General features: G+C 69.0%; 18 protein-coding genes and 1 tRNA gene. 6 read left to right on the top strand and 13 right to left on the bottom strand.

The window, feature by feature from the left end; genetic code table 11:
- Nucleotides 1-120: 120 nt before the first annotated feature.
- From HKD39_RS19970 to glp, 10 genes are all read right to left on the bottom strand, one after another.
- On the bottom strand, nucleotides 121-1,062 hold the full coding sequence (locus tag HKD39_RS19970) for a restriction endonuclease (protein WP_171199010.1): 942 nt from the start codon (nucleotides 1,060-1,062) through the stop codon (nucleotides 121-123).
- Nucleotides 1,063-1,109: 47 nt separating this feature from the next.
- The gene (locus HKD39_RS06130) at nucleotides 1,110-1,637 is read right to left on the bottom strand and encodes a DUF3732 domain-containing protein (protein WP_171199011.1); all 528 of its coding nucleotides are present in this window, start codon (nucleotides 1,635-1,637) and stop codon (nucleotides 1,110-1,112) included.
- Nucleotides 1,638-1,642: 5 nt separating this feature from the next.
- Entirely contained in the window at nucleotides 1,643-3,106 is a 1,464-nt protein-coding gene (locus tag HKD39_RS06135; RefSeq protein WP_171199012.1) for a coiled-coil domain-containing protein, read from the bottom strand.
- The gene (locus HKD39_RS06140) at nucleotides 3,103-3,579 is read right to left on the bottom strand and encodes a three component ABC system middle component (RefSeq protein ID WP_171199013.1); all 477 of its coding nucleotides are present in this window, start codon (nucleotides 3,577-3,579) and stop codon (nucleotides 3,103-3,105) included. Before HKD39_RS06140 ends, HKD39_RS06135 begins: the two co-directional genes overlap by 4 nt.
- A 14-nt stretch (nucleotides 3,580-3,593) precedes the next feature.
- On the bottom strand, nucleotides 3,594-4,805 hold the full coding sequence (locus HKD39_RS06145; RefSeq protein ID WP_171199014.1) for an ABC-three component system protein: 1,212 nt from the start codon (nucleotides 4,803-4,805) through the stop codon (nucleotides 3,594-3,596).
- Nucleotides 4,806-5,338: 533 nt separating this feature from the next.
- A tRNA-Ala gene (locus tag HKD39_RS06150) sits at nucleotides 5,339-5,411 on the bottom strand.
- Between the two features lie 666 nt (nucleotides 5,412-6,077).
- Nucleotides 6,078-6,866, bottom strand: a complete 789-nt coding sequence (locus tag HKD39_RS06155) for a 2-phosphosulfolactate phosphatase (RefSeq protein ID WP_212754108.1) — start codon at nucleotides 6,864-6,866, stop codon at nucleotides 6,078-6,080.
- Nucleotides 6,863-8,002: a divisome protein SepX/GlpR gene (gene sepX, locus HKD39_RS06160; RefSeq protein ID WP_171199015.1), complete on the bottom strand. Its 1,140-nt coding sequence runs from the start codon at nucleotides 8,000-8,002 to the stop codon at nucleotides 6,863-6,865. Before sepX ends, HKD39_RS06155 begins: the two co-directional genes overlap by 4 nt.
- A gap of 325 nt (nucleotides 8,003-8,327) precedes the next feature.
- Nucleotides 8,328-8,996, bottom strand: coding sequence for a GNAT family N-acetyltransferase (locus HKD39_RS06165; RefSeq protein WP_171199016.1), 669 nt, complete (start codon nucleotides 8,994-8,996; stop codon nucleotides 8,328-8,330).
- A 3-nt stretch (nucleotides 8,997-8,999) separates the two neighbouring features.
- Nucleotides 9,000-10,229 (bottom strand): molybdotransferase-like divisome protein Glp, encoded by a 1,230-nt coding sequence (gene glp / locus HKD39_RS06170; protein WP_171199017.1) that lies wholly within the window; start codon nucleotides 10,227-10,229, stop codon nucleotides 9,000-9,002.
- A 67-nt stretch (nucleotides 10,230-10,296) separates the two neighbouring features.
- On the opposite strand from glp, the gene HKD39_RS06175 reads away from it, so the two are divergent.
- The 4 genes from HKD39_RS06175 to mscL all read left to right on the top strand — a co-directional run bounded on the left by HKD39_RS06175 (nucleotide 10,297) and on the right by mscL (nucleotide 13,327).
- Complete coding sequence (locus tag HKD39_RS06175) at nucleotides 10,297-11,103, top strand: 5-formyltetrahydrofolate cyclo-ligase (protein WP_171199018.1); 807 nt, start codon at nucleotides 10,297-10,299, stop codon at nucleotides 11,101-11,103.
- Between the two features lie 234 nt (nucleotides 11,104-11,337).
- A complete protein-coding gene (locus tag HKD39_RS06180; RefSeq protein ID WP_171199019.1) occupies nucleotides 11,338-11,748 on the top strand; it encodes an FmdB family zinc ribbon protein in 411 nt (136 codons plus the stop codon).
- 201 nt (nucleotides 11,749-11,949) lie between these two features.
- Entirely contained in the window at nucleotides 11,950-12,723 is a 774-nt protein-coding gene (locus tag HKD39_RS06185) for an SAF domain-containing protein (RefSeq protein WP_171199020.1), read from the top strand.
- Between the two features lie 181 nt (nucleotides 12,724-12,904).
- Nucleotides 12,905-13,327, top strand: coding sequence for a large conductance mechanosensitive channel protein MscL (mscL, locus tag HKD39_RS06190; RefSeq protein ID WP_171199021.1), 423 nt, complete (start codon nucleotides 12,905-12,907; stop codon nucleotides 13,325-13,327).
- Between the two features lie 134 nt (nucleotides 13,328-13,461).
- Here mscL and HKD39_RS06195 read toward each other — a convergent pair whose 3' ends face one another.
- Nucleotides 13,462-13,851 (bottom strand): hypothetical protein, encoded by a 390-nt coding sequence (locus tag HKD39_RS06195; RefSeq protein WP_171199022.1) that lies wholly within the window; start codon nucleotides 13,849-13,851, stop codon nucleotides 13,462-13,464.
- 98 nt (nucleotides 13,852-13,949) lie between these two features.
- Here HKD39_RS06195 and HKD39_RS06200 point away from each other — a divergent pair, with 98 nt between their 5' ends.
- Complete coding sequence (locus HKD39_RS06200; RefSeq protein WP_171199023.1) at nucleotides 13,950-14,330, top strand: hypothetical protein; 381 nt, start codon at nucleotides 13,950-13,952, stop codon at nucleotides 14,328-14,330.
- Nucleotides 14,331-14,692: 362 nt separating this feature from the next.
- On the opposite strand, the gene HKD39_RS06205 is transcribed toward HKD39_RS06200, so the two are convergent.
- Together HKD39_RS06205 and HKD39_RS06210 are read right to left on the bottom strand one after the other, a co-directional pair.
- On the bottom strand, nucleotides 14,693-15,196 hold the full coding sequence (locus HKD39_RS06205; RefSeq protein WP_171199024.1) for a molybdenum cofactor synthesis domain-containing protein: 504 nt from the start codon (nucleotides 15,194-15,196) through the stop codon (nucleotides 14,693-14,695).
- Between the two features lie 271 nt (nucleotides 15,197-15,467).
- Nucleotides 15,468-16,229, bottom strand: a complete 762-nt coding sequence (locus HKD39_RS06210) for an alpha/beta fold hydrolase (protein ID WP_171199025.1) — start codon at nucleotides 16,227-16,229, stop codon at nucleotides 15,468-15,470.
- 121 nt (nucleotides 16,230-16,350) lie between these two features.
- Between HKD39_RS06210 and HKD39_RS06215 the strand changes: the two genes are divergently transcribed.
- Nucleotides 16,351-17,001, top strand: coding sequence for a biotin transporter BioY (locus HKD39_RS06215; RefSeq protein ID WP_171199026.1), 651 nt, complete (start codon nucleotides 16,351-16,353; stop codon nucleotides 16,999-17,001).
- Nucleotides 17,002-17,179 lie beyond the last annotated feature (178 nt).

A 17,179-nucleotide genomic window follows, 5' to 3' on the forward strand; every position in this document is an offset into this window, starting at 1 on the left:
CCGACGCACCCACCGCGGCGACACGCGGTCATCCAGCCACGACCAACAGCGAACGAAAGGAGAAAATGATCAAGACTCGGCCCCGTCAGACCAACCCGACCGACTCACGAAAGATCGGGGTTAATCGCATTGACGCGTCGAGAGGATATCCGACGCTGATAGCAAGCACGAACCAGTCTCGTTAGCGTGGCGGCGCTTGGCCCTCAGGAGGTCATCAAGGCGCACTCGACCATCGAGCACCAGATAAGCGTCACTTCCGTCCATCGAGATAAACGGCGTCGACTCCGCGTACGTCGTGCGCGCGGCGGAAGAAAAGCCGTTGACAGCTACGAAAAGCCCGAGAGCGTTTTTGCCCTTGCGCCGAACCTTTGCGGCGAAGGCATCAGCCGCCTCGCGCGACACCGGCTCCACGATCCACTTCGCCTCCAGAATATAGTCGTCAGTGTCGAAGCTCAGCGAGCCGTCGATCTGCTCTGTCTCAGTCCGGTAGCCCAGTCGCGGCTCCATGTCGAACAACTTGAACAGCTCCGATAGCAGCTCCTCGAAGTCGTACCCACGCTGGTGCGGATCCACCGCGGCCCGAAGCTCCAGGAACTGGTCCTTCAGCTCGGCGATATCGTCCTCGAACCTGCGCAGGGCGTCGGCCTGCACCTTGTTCGCCTCACGCTCGGCCTGGAGCCCTTCCTGCTCCTGCAGCCGCTCGCTGAACTGCTCGGTGAGTTCTTGGAGGCGCGCAACTGCCTGCCGCGCGTCAGCCAGTCGAGTTGTCCTATCCGGTTCAGGCAGCTGCTCGATGTCGGGGAACCGCGTCATGGCGGCAATCTCCAGCATGAACAGGATGGCCACGTCCTGGTATCGATTCTCCTGGACGACCAACCGCTGCACGAGCTCGTCGGCAACGTTCCGCTTGGTGTCGGACGTGAAGTTGAGGTCAGCGACCAGCTCCGGGCTGTCGCGGAGTGACATCGTCACGAGCGCCTGGAACGGTCGCCTGTACCAGGTCACCACTGCAAGCGCGTCTCGAAGCGCCTGGTAGGCCTCCGTCGAGATGCGCTTCGTCACGAGTGCATCGTACGAGGAACGCTCGTCATGCAGGTGAACCGCGATACCTATGCATCATTGGCACCAGGTCCGGCCGCTGAGAGCGGAGGCTGCGCGTCTGGCGCTGTGGCATACCACTCGCGCGGGATCAGCGCGGTGCCGTCGTACCACAGCTCGATGATCGACTCCTGGAACCACGGATCGCTGAAGTCGGCGTGGTCAAAGGCGATGATCTGCAGCCGGCCTTCGCTTTGAGCGACGGCGTTGTACATCAGCTTGTACAACTTGCGGGTGTTGTCGCGATCCGTGTCCGACAGTTTCGCCACATCTCCCCCGGTCGTCCGGTCACGAGGGAAAAAGGCCTGGCTCGGCTGGTCGAAGACGATGAACCGAGGCACCGGCCGATTCATCTCGATGAAGTACTCCTGCAGCGCGAGGTAGGCCGTCAGGTGGTAGCCGACCCAGCTCATGCCACTCCCGATCGCCCCCCCATCCATGTACGCCGGGCCATGGAGCGTGTCTGCGACGACGGTGAGTCGGTAGGGGTCGATGCGGACGCCGTGGTCGGAGTGTTCAAGCGGCAGTGACTGCGCCAAGGTCGTCATGCTACGTCGACGATGTTCAGGATGGAAACGACCGCCGAGCGCAGCGCCTCGGGGTCGAGTTCTTCGGTCAGCCTGGCCGCCTTCTCCTCAAGCTCGACGACGACACGTTCTAAGGCGCTGATCGCCTCATCGCTCTCGACCGTCGTGGTATCTAGATACTGGGCGATCCGACCTCGAACGAAACTCTGCTGATCCCAGGTCCGTTGGGCGGCGGTGCGAAGGTCATCGGTACGGGCCAGGGTTTCGAGCGCTGAATCGGTATCTGCAAGTTCGGCTTTCGCCTTGGTGCGCTCCTGAACCAGGCCAGTACGCGCACTGGTAATCCGGGGTTGGTCACGCCGAGCAAGTTCGATCCGCCGGGCAATGCGCCCAAGGCTATGTTCGATGGCCGCATGCGTCGCGGTGTCGCTGAGCGAGCTCTGGCAGACCGGGCACACAGCTTCTGGATCGGTCGTGTCGGGGATGAGCCCGATCGACGCGAGCCTGACACGGTGCTCGTTCAGTTCCGCGCCGTACTCCGTACCGACACGGGCGAAGTCGTCGAGGCCACGAATCTTGTCGTTGATCTCCCGCAACGTTTTCCGCAGCTCAGCACGACGAGCGATGAGGCGCTCCGACTCATCAGAGCTATCGACATCGTCAACGCTGAGGGGCGGCGATTCCTCCTCAATCACCGCCGACAGCAGTTCGAAGGCGTCACCGACACTCCTCGCAACGACATCACTGAGGAGCAGGCCGCTCGCGCGCGCTTCGGCAAGGAGCCCCGCGGCCCGGCCCACGCCCAGATCGCGAGCCGCCCGTGCTTCGTCGAGCTGCAGCCTCTGTCGCCGGATCTCACGACGAAGGTCGGTGAGTTCTTCTCGTTTGCGAAGTGCATCGGCTTTCTGGGCGCCGAGGAAGTACGGCAAGGTATCGCGGATCGCTTGTTTCTGGAACTCGCGATTCTGGTGGTGAAACAGGATGTCGGGGTTCGCGACTTCGCCCTGGCCCTGGAAGCAGTAGTAGAGCGCGTGCCGGAGGTTCGCGGCCAGCGAGCGCCGCGTCTGGCCTTCTGGCGGGACGTGAAGATTCTCCTCGATTCCAATAAGGCCACCGAGGTAGTCCACGACCTCGCTCATGTTCGTGTTGGCATCGAGCGCCTCAAACGGCGGGATCTCGGTCTCACCGATCGAGAGCATCGCCTGCGTGGTCGTGGCGCCGTGCGCCGGCGCGGGACGCCCCACGAAGAAGTGGGTATCGCCCACATGGGCCAAGAGGCCATACCAGGCCACGGTGTTCTGGATGGCGCCGAGCGGCACGTGCGGGCTGTCGCTGACTAAGAGGAACCGAAGGATGCCGATGAGGCTGTTTTTACCGGTGCCCGACTCGCCCGTGATGACATTGAGGCGTCCAGGTCGGAAAAGTATCGGGCGGAGCTCGCCGTCGGCGTTGTAGAGAATCAGAGCGTCGAGCTGCATCACGGTCGTACCCCCCATTGCGCGAGCGTGGTGGCTTCGTCGGCATCTGATCCGCCGAACCATCGGCCCAGAAATTCGGATGCCTTGACGCAGGCTTGCCAGTCGTCGGTAGGGTATAGAGTGCGCGGACGGCGGCCGATATTGCCCGCAGCGATCATCCCCGGCGACCCGGTGAGTACACCCCGCGTCAAGCCGTACCTGATTCCAGCTGCCGTGAACGGTCGGAAGGTCCGGACGCGGTCGGCAAGGTCCATAAGCAGCACCGGATTGGCCCGCAGCCAACTCCACATCGAGGACGCCGTCGTCGACGGCAGTCCGTCACGCATGGGCTTGTGCAGCGCGCTGGGCAAGATCAGGAATCCGAACGTGACCGGCATCGCTTCGCCGGCCTTCACATCAAACGCCGCACATGCCTTATTGAGCACCATGGCACAAAACGCCGGATTGAACAGCGTGCTGGTCTCGGAATCCAGCACGGTAGTCGGGCTACTCACGCCACCCCCTGCGCTTCGTCCAGACGGTGCTTCAGCAGGTCAATCCAGTCGGGATGCCAGCCAACCTGAAGCCGGTCGGCGAGGATATGGAGCGAACCGAGAGGGATATACCCGGACTGCACCTCCGCACGAATTTCAGGAAGCGTTCGCTCTTGGAGCTTGAGATAAAGCTGCTGCGCACCGCGGCGCTTGTCCGCGTCGCTGATCGCGCTATACCCGGAGGGCTCCACCAGGGGTAGGAAGACGCGCTTCCACTCCTCAATAAGGCGCCGGTCGTAGGTATCCAGTTCACCGATCGCAAGGAGTTGCTCGCGCTGCCATCGGGAGCGTTGCAGGAAGGCCCGGTTGTGGTCGTACACCGCCTGCCGAATGCGCTCGTGATGCAACAGGATGATCTGCAGCTGTTCGACGAAGACGCGGTCGTCCTCGTCCACCTCGCTCTTGGTCGGCTCAGGCTGATCGCCGTAGTCAAGGGGCAGGTTGTCGTCGCGCAGCGACTGCGCAATCGACAGCAATTGGTCCTCGATCTCTGTGAGGTTGATCCAGTCACTCGTGCCGCCGGCAATGAGGGAGAGGTGACTCAAGGCCCGTCTGTACCACCACCCGCGGAGCCGCTCGACGAGCGGCAGACGACGCTGGGCGGTCGTAGACTTTCGCACCGAACCGACGAGCCGATCCGTCAGCGTTGCCGCGTCAACCGCCCCTTCAAGGACGGTGACGCGACCGAGCAGTTCCAGCCGCTCGTCGTCCGTCAAGCCGAGATATCTTGCGTGGTACGTAGCGTGTGCCTTGTTACCTGCTTCTCGAGCAATCGCGTCCAGCTTGTCTCGCGCTGCGAGCACGTCCTGCGGGCCCCGCGATGGGCCGAGGAGGCGCGCCGCGGATCCCGCAGGTGCCGTCACGGTGGTGATCAAAAAGCATGCGGACCCATCACCTGCGGTCTCAATCCAGTTGTGCAGGGTCTTCCAGATGTCCGGACTGCCATCCCCGAGCGACCCGTGCCGAGAAACGTGATGCTTCGACTGCCACAACTCGCGCGGCGACCCCTCGACCTCGAAGGTAATGTCGTCGGCCGTCTCGATGGATAACCGTAGCTCAACGTCGCCGTCCATGCGCTGCAGGGCAATGAGCAGCGCGTACTCGACCTGAGCCAGATACCCGAGCGTCGACCCCGCGGCGCTGAAGCGGTTGGCGTCGGGGCTGCTCACAGAACGTGACGTTATCAGCGTGAGACGCGCCCGGTTCGGGTTTCCGCCGGGACGCGAGCACCATGCGACTCGCCGTCGACTACCTATCTCCCGCCAGGGTCGACTGTGTCTGCAGCAGGCCCCCATACGCGTCGCGCGCCCGCCGAGTGTAACGATCGAGTTCGACCGGACCGTCAAGCCCTACAGCCACATCGACTGCGAGCTGGTCGCAGAACGGCTCAGCGCGATCCGGCCGATCCACCTGCGAGAGATCACGGCCGATCTGCGACGAGTGGCCATAACACCAGAGATCCACGCTGGGTCGAGCTCAGGCTCGACGGCAAGAGCCGACACTGGAGGACCGGACGATCTACACAGAGATCTTCACCCGAAACCACCTAGAGAACATGCCACACATGGGCAGTGCCGTACTACCGGGCGGTCCAGCCGGCGCCGTGCCCGAGTTGACGACTGAGGCGGAGTGGGCGTTCCGGGTTCTAACAGCGCCTGATAGGTGTCCGCCTGGGCACATACCGGCAACCTATTAGAACTCGTGGAGCTGCGGGGAATCGAACCCCGGACCTCTTCGATGCGAACGAAGCGCGCTACCAACTGCGCTACAGCCCCATGCTCACCTCGACTGCGTGAGCCTCACGATGCTATCAGTCTGGCGGCGCTCGGATCGACGCCGCCGGGCCCGCCACCGCCGGCAACGCGGCCTCGCCCCGCCGGTGAACCGCGGCCTCCACGGTCCACGAGAAAATCGGCGGCTCGAATCGCGTTTGCCCAGGTCGACCTGCACAAAGTCGGTTCGAGGCGCACATTTTTCCACCGCGCCCACGCCGGCCCGACCCGCCACCACGGCGCTACTCACGTTTCGGAGCGCTGAACGCCCGCACGGACGGGAAATCCACCCAGAACCGCCGTCGAGCGCTCCGAAACTTGAGTAGCCGCCACCCGACCGTCCGCATCGGCGTCGTCCACACAGCACGTCGACCAATCCCCGACCCGATACGCGCAGCGCCGAGGCGGCCACCGCGCCCCACGAGAAGAATCGGCAGCTCGAACCGGGTTTGCCCAGGTCGACCTGCACAAACTCGGTTCGAGGCGCACATTCTTCCTTCCGCGCCCACGCCGGCCGACCCGCCACCACGGCGCTACTCACGTTTCGGAGCGCTGAACGCCCGCACGGACGGGAAATCCACCCAGAACCGCCGTCGAGCGCTCCGAAACTTGAGTAGCCGCCACCCGACCGTCCCCGAAACTTGAGTAGCCGTTACCCGAGCACCGGAATCAGGCCGGGCGGAAGCACTCCCCCTGCAGCACCGGCACCGCGACCGAGGTGCCCAGCTCGGCGGCCAGCGCGATCTCGTCGCCGTGGCCGTCGGCGATCAGTTCCTGGCCGGACGCGCAGGCGGCGAGCGCGCGGGGCAGTGAGGCGGCGACCTGCCGGTAGGCCGCGACCGCGGCCTGGGCCTCAGGCGACGGCGCACCGCTCAGCGCGCTGATCACCGCACCGGCGCCCCAGAGGTCTTCGACGGCGGGTCGCAGCGCGTCGCCGGGCCAGCGCTCGCCGGCCGCGACCACCGCAACCGGTGCGCCGGCGGCGTGCCGCTTCACCCAGAGTGCTACCGCGGGAGCGTTGCGCAGGCTGGCGCCGATCACCATCACGCCGCGTTCGGACAACGCACGGGAGATCGCCGAACCGTTCGGCGACGGCAGCACCAGCCGGCCGCGGTCGGCGAGCACCCCGCCGGGCCGGGACGCGGCCTGCACCGACAACGGCGAAAGGCTGACGCCGGCGCTGCCAGCCTCCGAGCGGCCGACCGCCAACACGGCTTGCCTGGAGGCGGCGAAACTCGCCGCCGATGCGTCGCGCACCCGGTACGGGAACACCTCGATGCCCGCCTCGGTGGCCACCGACAGTGCCGTGGTGAACGACAGCACGTCCACCACCACGACGATCTGGGTGCCCTGGGCGACCGCGAGGGCGCCGGGCAGCCCCCAATCGAATCGAATGCTGGCGGAGCTCTGGGTGTACGGCGCGGACGCCAGCGGTCTGGCTTCCGGTCTTGACGTCACTGGCCTGCAGCGCGCCGGTAAACAACAGGTTCGTACATGTCCAGATCATCGAACGCCGGGTCGTCGTCGTCCAAATCGACAACCGTGTAGCGGCCCGGCTCCGTCCGTGCAGCCACTCCAGTCTCAACAGCCCCAGCAGTCACAGCGTCGGCCGCACCATCGGACGCGCCGCGGCGCACCACCGTGCGCCCGTGCGGCGGCACCTGGCTGGCGGCCGGCTGATCCGCCGCGCCAGCAACCGGCACAGCGGGCGCCGCCAACGCAGCCTCCGCGGCCAGCCTCCGGGCGGCGCCCTGCTGGTCCGCACGCCGCTGGTACGGCGACTGCGGTTGGGCCTGCTGCACCTCGTAGGGCCGCAGTTCCCTGGCCCGACGCAACCGCGCCATCCGCCGCTCGGAAATCTCGCGCTCGATCCGCACGGTTCGGCTCAGGTAGCCGAGGTACCCGGCCAGCGACAGCACGCCGGCGACGACACCGATCCACAGCGACCCGTTCACCACTACCGCGCCCAGCAACAGCACCGCCGTCACCGCGGCCAGCACCAGCGTGATCAGCCGCCGGCGGCGGTACTTGTACCTGGCCGTCGCCGCCGCGTGCTCGGGGTCGAACCCGCCGCGGCCGGGCTTGTGCCGCCGCACCGGACGGTCGGCCGGGTCGGCCGCATCGGGATCGGCATCGGCATCGCGCAGCCGGGGCAGCTGCTGGGTCGGCGCCTCATCGGGGTCGGCGCCAGCGGCACCAGCGGCAGCGGAGCGACCAGCACCAGCCGCGGCGTCCGCGTCATCGGCAGCGGCATCATCCACGGCATCAGCGGCATCGGCATCATCGGAGTAGCCGTCCCACTGATCGGCATCGGCGGCGTCGGCCTCGGCCCAACGCTCGTCGGCGTCGTCGCGCTCGCGTGGCTGCTGCGCATCGATGGTGTTGTCCTGCACGGTCTCGACCTCTCCGGTGGTTCGGGCGGCGCCGGCGCGGCTGCGCCGGACCCGGCCGGCCCGGCGCAGAATCCGGAATCCGGCGGCAGTGTCGTCGCTTTCCGGCACCGCCTCGCGGCTGCGGGCAAACATCGGCACCAGCACCCAGAGCCACGCCGCCACCAGCAGCACCAGCAGCAGCGAGGTCGGCACACTCGGCATGACGGCGGCTCCCCTCGGCAACGGCGTGGTGCACCGGCGTCCGGGGCGGGCGCCCGGCGCTGCGGGGCCCCTCCGTCACCGACGTTCACGGCACTGAAACATCCACGGCACTTAACGGCACGGGGTCGGCCCTCGTTGCGAACCGGCGGACCCGCGGCGGCAACCTGGGAATCCAGCCGCACCGTGGGCGCCGGAACATCAGCGCCGGAACATCAGCAAGGACGACCCGTGCTCGTCACGCTAGTCACTCCGGTCACCATCTCAGTGCCGACACGCGGCGGCAGCGGCCGACCGCAGCGCACCCACAGCCACCTCCGGCGGGTTCTCAGCGAGCCGTCCGGTGCCGCAGCCGGGCCATCACCCCGTTGGGAACGTCTTCGACGGTCAGCGCGAACAGCAGATGGTCGCGCCAGGCCCCGTCGATGTCGAGGTACCGCTTGAGCAGTCCCTCCTGACGAAACCCCAAGCGCCGCACCACTTTCTGCGACGCCTCGTTGGCCGGCGCGATGGTCGCTTCCACCCGGTGCAGCCCGCCGAAGGTGAACGCGTAGTCCACCCCGATGGCGACAGCGGCCGAAGCCACCCCCTGCTGGTGCAGCTCCGAATCCACCCAATAGCCCACCCAGCCCGACCGCAGCGCACCGCGCTGGATGGCGCCGAAGGTGACCTGGCCGGCGAACCGTTCGGCCGGTTCCCCCGAGGCCGATCCCGGGTCAACCTCGATGGCGAACCCGAAGGCCTCGCCGCGCGCGGTGGCCTGCTGCAGCTGTACCCGGTGCCGGCGCCACTCCGGGCGGGAGTGCCGCTGCTCCCACGTCATCGACCCGCTGACATCCCATGGCCGCAACAGCTTCTCGTCGCGGATCCGGATGCGGCGCCACTCGGCTCCGTCGCTGCGGCGCAGCGGTCGCAGCGTCACCCGCCCTGCGCCGGACATCGCCGGCCCGAGCGACGCGGGCAGTGCACCGCTCGGCCCGCCCAGAATGGCCTGCATGCCCTATGGTCGCTGCGCCAGGAAGGACACCGCCACTCGAGCCCCTGAGGCCAGCTTGGTGGTGTCCTCGTCAATCAGCACAAGACAGTTGGCCTCCGCCAGTGACGCGAGCAGATGGGTGCCGCCGGCGCCGAGCACGTGCACCACGTACTCGTCGTTGTCGTCGCGCATCAGCTGACCGCGCAGAAACTGCCGCCTACCTTCGGGAGAAGTGACTGGTGCCAACAGTTTTGCGGTGATGGTGCGCCGGTACGGGTTGCGCCGGCCCAGCATCAGCCGCACCACGGGACGGACGATCACCTCGAACACCACCAGCGCCGACACCGGGTTGCTCGGCAGCATGAACACCGGCACCTTCGGGTCGGGGCCGAGCAGCCCGAACGCCTGCGTCGAGCCCGGCTGCATCGCCACTCTGGTGCGGTCGATCTCGCCGAGGTCGGCCAGCGCCTCGGTGACCCGGTCGGCGTACCGGCCACCGGCACCGCCGGCGATGACGATCACCTCGGACACCAGCGCCCTTGCCTCGACCAGTTCGGCGAATCGGCGCGGGTCGTCACCGGCGATGCCCACCCTTGTCACCTCGGCGCCGGCGTCGCGGGCCGCCGCGGCCAGCGCGAAAGAGTTGACGTCGTACACCTGTCCCGGCCCCGGCTTGCGCGAGACGTCGACCAGTTCGTCACCGAGCGAGATGACGGTGAGCCGCGGACGCGGGTGCACCAACACCTTGTCGCGCCCGACAGCGGCCAGCAGGCCGACCTGGGCCGCGCCGATGAACGCGCCGGAACGCACCGCGACGTCGCCGGGCTGGACGTCCTCGCCGGTGCGGCGGACGTACTGACCCGACCGCACCGACTGCGTCATCCGCACCCTGGCGCCACCCTCGGGTTCGGCACCGGACAGCGGCACGACGGCGTCGGCGATGGTGGGCAGCGCGGCGCCGGTGTCGACGTAAACGCACTGCCCCGGCTGCAGCCGGTGGGCCGACCGGGAGCCGGCCGGGATCTGACCGACCATCGGCAGCGACACCGGCACCTGCTCGCTGGCGCCCTGCACGTCGATGGAGCGCACCGCGTAGCCGTCAACGGCGGCCTGGTCGAACGCCGGCAGCGCGGAGCTGGCCACCACCTCTTCGGCGCACAGCAGGCCCTGCGCCTCGGAGATCGCCACCCGGACGGGGTGCGGTGGGACCGCGGCAGACAGCACCGTGTCCAGCTGTTCGGTCACCGATCGCATCCAATGGCTCCTGCGGCGGGTCGGGGTCGGGGTGGCCCTACGCTAGCGCGCCGGTCAGCATGGGCAGATGGATGGCAACACCGAGCGCGCCGGGGCAACGCATCGTCTCCGATCGGAGAAGGCGGTGCTGCGCCGGTCCGCGCTGCGGCGCCGGGCCGGACGGACCGACGCCGAACGGTCAGCGGCGCGCGCCGGGATCGCCGCGGCACTGCGCCGGTTGCCGGACGTGCTGCCCGCTGTTGGCACCGTGACGGTGTGCAGTTACCTGCCGCTGGGCAGCGAGCCGCTGCCGCCGGACGCGGCCGCGCTGCTGGCCGCCGGTGGGCTGCGGGTGCTGTTGCCGGTGGCCAGGCCGGACGAGCCGCTGGATTGGCGGGAGTGGCGGCCCGGCGCCGAAATCCGGCCGGCCGCACACGGTCTCGACGAGCTGGCCGGCACCGATCTGGGCGCGGCGGCGATCAAGGACGCGGCCGCTGTGCTGGCGCCGGCGCTGCTGGTCGACCGCGCGGGCCGGCGGCTGGGCCGCGGCGGCGGCTACTACGACCGCAGCCTTGCGCTGCTGGACGATGCCGTCGCTCCGGCACCGGGCGGACTGGACGGGCCGCCGGTGCCGGGCGGGTCGAGCGGGTCTGGCGGGCCGCCGGTGCCGGAGGGGTCGAGCGGATCTGGCGGGCCGGCGGTCCCGGACGAGTCTGGCCGGACGGACGGGTCGGACGGGTCAGGCGGGGCGAACGGGTCGGGCGGGGCGCCGCTGCTGATCGCGGTGTTGTTCGACGACGAGCTGGTGCCCGAACCCTTGCCGGTGGAGGTGTTCGATCGGCCGGTGCAGTACGCGGTGACCCCCAGCGGCGGGCTGACCGCACTCGGCGGCTGACCCTGACAACCCGTCACCCGAGGGGCGCACGCCCGCACCGAATCGGCGATCGCGCCGGCCATCCTGGCAACCCGTCACCCGCGGGCGCACCGCGGCTGACCCGGGGAGCGCCGCTGGACCGCGGAACAACCCTTCCATGGTTTGCGTTGCACGTGGCGAGTTGGCAGTCTTATTGCGAGAGTGCTAATGCCCGGTCTGGCCGGCCGGTGTTGCGCCGTTCGATGGAGGTGGCTCTTGCCCACGTACGAATACGTCTGCCGGGACTGCGGGCACCACTTGGAGGCGGTGCAGAAGTTCACCGACGACCCGCTGACCACCTGCCCGGAATGCGGCGGGTCGCTGCGCAAGCACTACGGCTCGGTCGGCGTGGTGTTCAAGGGCAGCGGCTGGTACCACAACGACTCGCGGGCCGGCAGCGGCTCCGGGTCGGGGTCCGGGTCGGGCAAGAGCACGGACAGTTCCGGCGGCTCCAGCGACAGCTCCAGCGGCTCGGGCAGCTCCAGCGGCTCGGGCAGTTCCGGCAAGGACAAGGCGGCGGCGAAGAGCTCCGACAAGAGCAGCGGTTCATCCGGCAAGTCGGACTCCAAGAGCACAGCGGGATCGTCGTCGTCCGCCGGGAGCAAGGCGGCCTCCCCGTCCAGCTGACCGGCTGAACGCCTGCGACGCCGACCCACACCGCAACGCACCGGAACCGCGGCTTGGCACCGCCGCCCGGGGTTGGACCCCGCGAGGCTTCGACTGTGGGTTGTCCACAGGTCGCGCGGCGGCCTGTCCACACCCGCGAAATCCATCAACAGCCGATCGACATCGCTGGTGCAGGTGAGGTAGCCGCCCTAGCGTCGGTGCATGTCCATCGCCACCGCTGAGCCGATCCGATCCGAGCGCGCATTCTTGCTGCGCCACAAGGGTTCTCGCGGCGAGCGGCGCTCGGCCCGCGCACCGGGCAGCACCTCGATCCGATCGTCGCAGCGCGAGCTGCACCCCAGCTGGCCGGAGCGGGTCGGCGCCGCGCTGCGTCACCATCGCCGCGGCGGCAAGCACTTCCGGACGCTGCGCCGCGCGCTGGCGCTGCTGCTGGTGTTGGTCGCCGCGGTGCTGGCATTGGCACCGCCACCGGCGTCCGACGGGGTGCGGGTGCTGACCGCGGCGCGCGATCTGCCGCCCGGCACCGTCCTTGCCGCCCAAGATGTGCAGCGCCGCACCGATTCTCATCCACCCGACGGTGCCGTCGCCGACGTCGCCACGCTGGTGGGCCGGCCGCTCGCTGCCGGCGTCCGACGCGGCCAGATCCTCACCGATACCGCCGTGGTGCCGGCGACCGGTCCGCAGCCGGGCCGTGGGCGGGTGGCGGTTCCGGTGCGGTTGACCGATCCGGGTCCCGGCGGCCTGCTGGTTCCCGGTGTGCACCTTGCGGTGCTGGCGGTGGACGACGCCGGGGCCGGCAGGGTGATCACTCCGGACGCGGTGCTGCTCTCGGTAGCCCGCTCACCGGACCGGCCGGGACCGGCCGGAAGTGGCACTACCCACACGATTGGATGCCTGCTGGCTGTGTCTGCGAAAGACGCCGACGCGCTCGCTTCAGCGAGTCTGAGCGGCCGTCTGGCGGTACGATTCACCTGAAAGGATGCATGTATCGAGGGTCCTGCCTACCGTGCGTAGGCCAAGTGAAATGCAATTCCAAAAAGTATGTGAATCGTCACCAGCAGAGCCGAGTCCGTTCACAGCAAATGTTTCAAATTTGGGTAGTGTGCCACCCGCACGGGCGCCGCATCTGGTGCGCCCCCACACAGGAGGCAACGGCGTGATCAAGGGCTTCAAAGAGTTCATCATGCGCGGCAACGTCATCGAACTGGCGATCGCCGTGGTCATCGGTACCGCATTCCAGAAGGTGGTGGACGTCGTGGTGACCTCGATCATCACCCCGATCCTGAACGCCTTCACCGGACCCAGCTCGGCCGGTCTCGGGTTCTTCGTCCGCAGCGGCAAGGAGAACACCTACATGGACTTCTCCGCGGTGATCAACGCGATCATCGTGTTCCTGCTGACCGCGCTGGTGGTCTACCTGGTGTTCGTGGTCCCGATGAATAAGCTCAACGAGCGTCGCGCCGCCAAGCGTGCCGCCGCTGGCATCATCGAGGACCCGGAGCCGGCCTCCGAGCAAGAGCTGCTGGTCGAGATCCGCGATCTGCTGAGCGCTCAGCAGGGTGGCGGCAAGGCTCTGTAATTAGGCCAAGGCACCAGCCGCAGCACTGCGCTGTCCGAGCCTCCGGCGACGCTCGTCGCGTCTCCGGGCTCACCACCAGCAGGACGCCCAGCATCCTCCGGCGCGACCTGATCACCGGCCGCCGCACCGCGATCTCAACGATCGTGGTGTGGCGGCCGGTTTTCATGAAGCCAACGGGTTTGCGGGTCGGCGCCGCGGCCGGTGCCGCCGCGCTGGTCCTCGCGCGGGTCATCACCGCGTTCGTCCGCGGTGGTGCTGGGAAGCAGCTGCGCGCCGAGCGTCTCGGCGAGCCGGCGGCGGGCGGCCGCGATAGCGGCGTCAGCGTCCCGCGCGGAAGCAGCACCGTCGCCGCCGGCCGGGCGGGTGCGGCTGTTGCTCCCACGGTGGCCGTCAGTGCCGCCGGTGTTGTCGGTGCCGCCGGTGTTGTCAGTGCCGCCGGTGTTGTCAGTGTTGTTGGTGCCGCCGGTGTTGTCGGTGCCGCCGGTGTTGTCAGTGCCGTCGGTGCTACGGCCCGGTAGGTTCATCACCATCATCATCGTCCGCCGCGCAACCGGTGGCTTCGCAGACTCCCTCCCATTCCCCACTCCCCCGAGCAGTTCAACACGAAAGGTGTTCCGAGCAGATGAGCTTCATCGACAAGGCCAAGGAAATGGCCAGCGACGCCGTCGACAAGATCAAGGACGTCGCCGACGACATCGGCGAGAAGGCCGGTCCGGCCTGGGACAAGGCCAAGGACGTCGCGGAGGACATCGGCGACAAGGCCAAGGACGTTGCTGGCGACCTCAAGGACAAGGTCTTCGGTGACGACGACGCCGCCGACGATGCCAAGCGCGCCGCGAACGACGCCGGCGATGCCGTCTCCGATGCCGCCGGTGACGCCAAGGCTGCCGCGAAAGACGCCGGTGACGCCGTCTCCGACGCCGCGGCCGACGCGAAAGGCACGGTGGCCGACAAGGTTTCGGACGCGGCCGACGCCGCCAAGGACCGGCTCGACAACAAGTAGCCGCCGGCCCGGTCACGACGACAACCCGCCGCGGCGACAACCCGCCGCTGCGACAACCCGCCGCGACAGCCGTGACCAGCCACTGGTCAGGCCCGGCAACCCGTTCGACAGATCACCCCGACAGATCACCGACGCCAGCCGGCACAACGCCAGTCGGCACAACACCAGCTGGCACAACACTGTGGCCCCGCCAGTTCCGGCGGGGCCACTGTGCTTGGTGGGCGGCTTGCTGGACCTTGCCGGGCGCCGTGGTGGATTGGCTGGTGCTGGATTCGCTGGTGATGGACCTGCGGCCAATGGACCCGCGGCCGATGGATCGGCGGCCGATGGATCCACGGGAGTGCGGTTGGGTGAGTGGTCGGCTACTCGACGGCCGGGTCGGACAACTCCTCGATCACATAGCGCGCCAACGGGATCAGCGTCGCGAGGCCGTCCCTGATGGCGGCCCGCGAGCCGGCGATGTTGGCGATCAGCGTCGAGCCGGACACCCCCACCACCCCGCGGGAAACGACGGCGTCGACCACACCGGCCGTCATCCCCGACCAGCGCACCGCCTCGGTGATGCCCGGCAGCTTCCGGTCGATCACCTCGTCGGTGACGTCCGGGGTGACATCGCGTGGGGTGACGCCGGTGCCCCCGACCGTGACCAGCAGGTCGACGCCGCCGATCACGCCGGTGTTCAGCGCCGACCTGATGTCGACCGCTTCCGACGGCACGGCCAGCGCACCGTCCACCACGAACCCGGCCTCGGTGAGCAACTCGGTGACCAGCGCCGCCGCCCCACCGTCGTCCTGGCCGTGCACCAGATCATCGGAAATGGAAACGATCAAAGCGCGTCCGGCGGGGCTGGTCGCGGGATTGGTCACTGCACTCTCCTGTTCGGCTGAGCGTCGCGTGCACTCGGTGGAATGTCGGCAGTTGGGCCGACCTGCGTCCGACGGTTCGTGGCGTCGGCCGTGGCTGCTGGTCAGCGTAACGATGGCGGTGCCGACCCGCCGATCCGGCCCGGCCACGCCGGGCCGTCGGTGCCGCCGGTCAACTCCACCGGCCGCCACTGCCGCCCGCAGTTTCGACCTCAGCTGCCTCCAGTGGCGCACAACCGCGGGAAATCGCCGGTTCTGCGCCACTGGAGGCAGCTCAGGTACAAGCTTGCGAAGCCAAGAAGTCGACCGCGCCGTGCCGGAACGCCCTCGCGGTCACGGCGCTGACGTGATCGCGGCCGGGGATCGACAAGAACTGGCCGGCCGGCAACGACGCGGCGAGCCGCTCGGCCCCGGCGGCGACCTTGTCGTCGGCTCCGGCGACCAACAGCAGCGGCTGCTCCGGCCGCCCGGTGGCGCGCGGGGTGCCGTCCAGCCCGGCCAGCACCGCCGGCGGAGCGGCCGGCAAGTCTTCGGGTGGGACCTCGGCCAGCAGCGCCCGCCCGTCGAACCCGCCGAGCACCGCCCGGCGCACCGGCACCGGGCCACCGGCGAGCAGCGTCCAGCCCAGCCGCGAACCCAGCGAGTAGCCCAGCAGGTCAAGCCGATCCGGCACCGACGTGCCGGGCTGCTCGGCCAGCACCGCCGTCACCGCCCCCGTCAGCCACTCGGTGAGCGCGGGCACGGTGTACTCCGCCGGGTCGTCGGGGGCGTCGGATTGCCCGTGCCCCAACAGGTCCGGGGCGATCACCCAGCGCCCCGCCCGCGCCAGCCCGAGCAGGTGCCCGGTGCGCTGCCAGGTGTCCTCCGCCGACGACCCGAGGCCATGGACGGCCAGCACCGGCGGCCGCGGGCCAGGGTTACCGGCCAGCAGCAGCGAGATGCGCTGCTGCCGGTCGCCCCGCCGCACCGTCACCACCCGGCGTTCGATCGGGATGTCGAGCACCAGCACGGGCCTCACCTCCTGCTGCCTCGTCACGCGGTCCTGCTCGCTAGGGTATGACCGCCGCACGTCACCTTTCCCGGCCGCACGGCAGCGGGACAGGCGGCTGCCGCCCCGGCGGACGGACAACCGAACACCCGAGCAGTCAAGGAGCGCCATGCCCAGCCCCCGGTCCACTGCCCGCGACCTCGCCCAGATCGCCGTTTTCGCCGCCCTGATCGCGGCGCTCGGCCTACCCGGCACCCTCTACCTTGGCGGCAACGCCGTACCGATCACCCTGCAGAGCCTCGGGCCGATGCTGGCGGGCGCCATGCTCGGCGCGCGCAAGGGCGGCCTCGCGGTCCTCACCTTCATCGCGCTGACCACGTGTGGGCTGCCGCTGCTAGCCGGCTTCCGCGGCGGCCCCGGCGCGGTGTTCGCGGCACCGACGTCCGGGTATCTGTGGGGCTGGCTGCTCGGAGCCATTGTGGTCGGCACGCTGACCAAGCGGCTGCTGCCGCGTTACCCGCTGTGGCTGGGCATTCTCGCGACCGCGGTCGGCGGCGTGCTGTGCGTCTACCTGATCGGCATTCCGTGGCAGGCGATCCGCACCGAAACCCCGCTCTGGACGGCGATCGCCGGCTCCGGCATCTACCTGCCGGGCGATGCCATCAAGGTGGTGGTCACCGCGCTCACCGCCAAGCAGGTGCACCGGGCCTACCCCGGTCTGTTGGCCGCGCCGCGCCGTCGGCAGCTGCCTGGCGGGCCGGATGCGGGCGCTCGCGCAACCGCCGACGGTGCCCAGACGCAGCACCGGGCCGAACGCTGAGCGCTGCAGGCACGCCCAGCCGGCCGAGCCCACCGAGCCCACCGCACCAGCCGAGCCGGCCGTGAGCGGCGACGCGGCGGGCACCGGCGCCACCGGCGGCACCGGCGGCACCGGCGGCACCGGCGGCACCGGAGAGGTCCGCTTCGACGGTGTTTCGCACGCCTACGGCGAGCGTCCC

Origin of the sequence: Nakamurella aerolata (assembly GCF_013002705.1) — a bacterium.
Taxonomy (GTDB): domain Bacteria; phylum Actinomycetota; class Actinomycetes; order Mycobacteriales; family Nakamurellaceae; genus Nakamurella; species Nakamurella aerolata.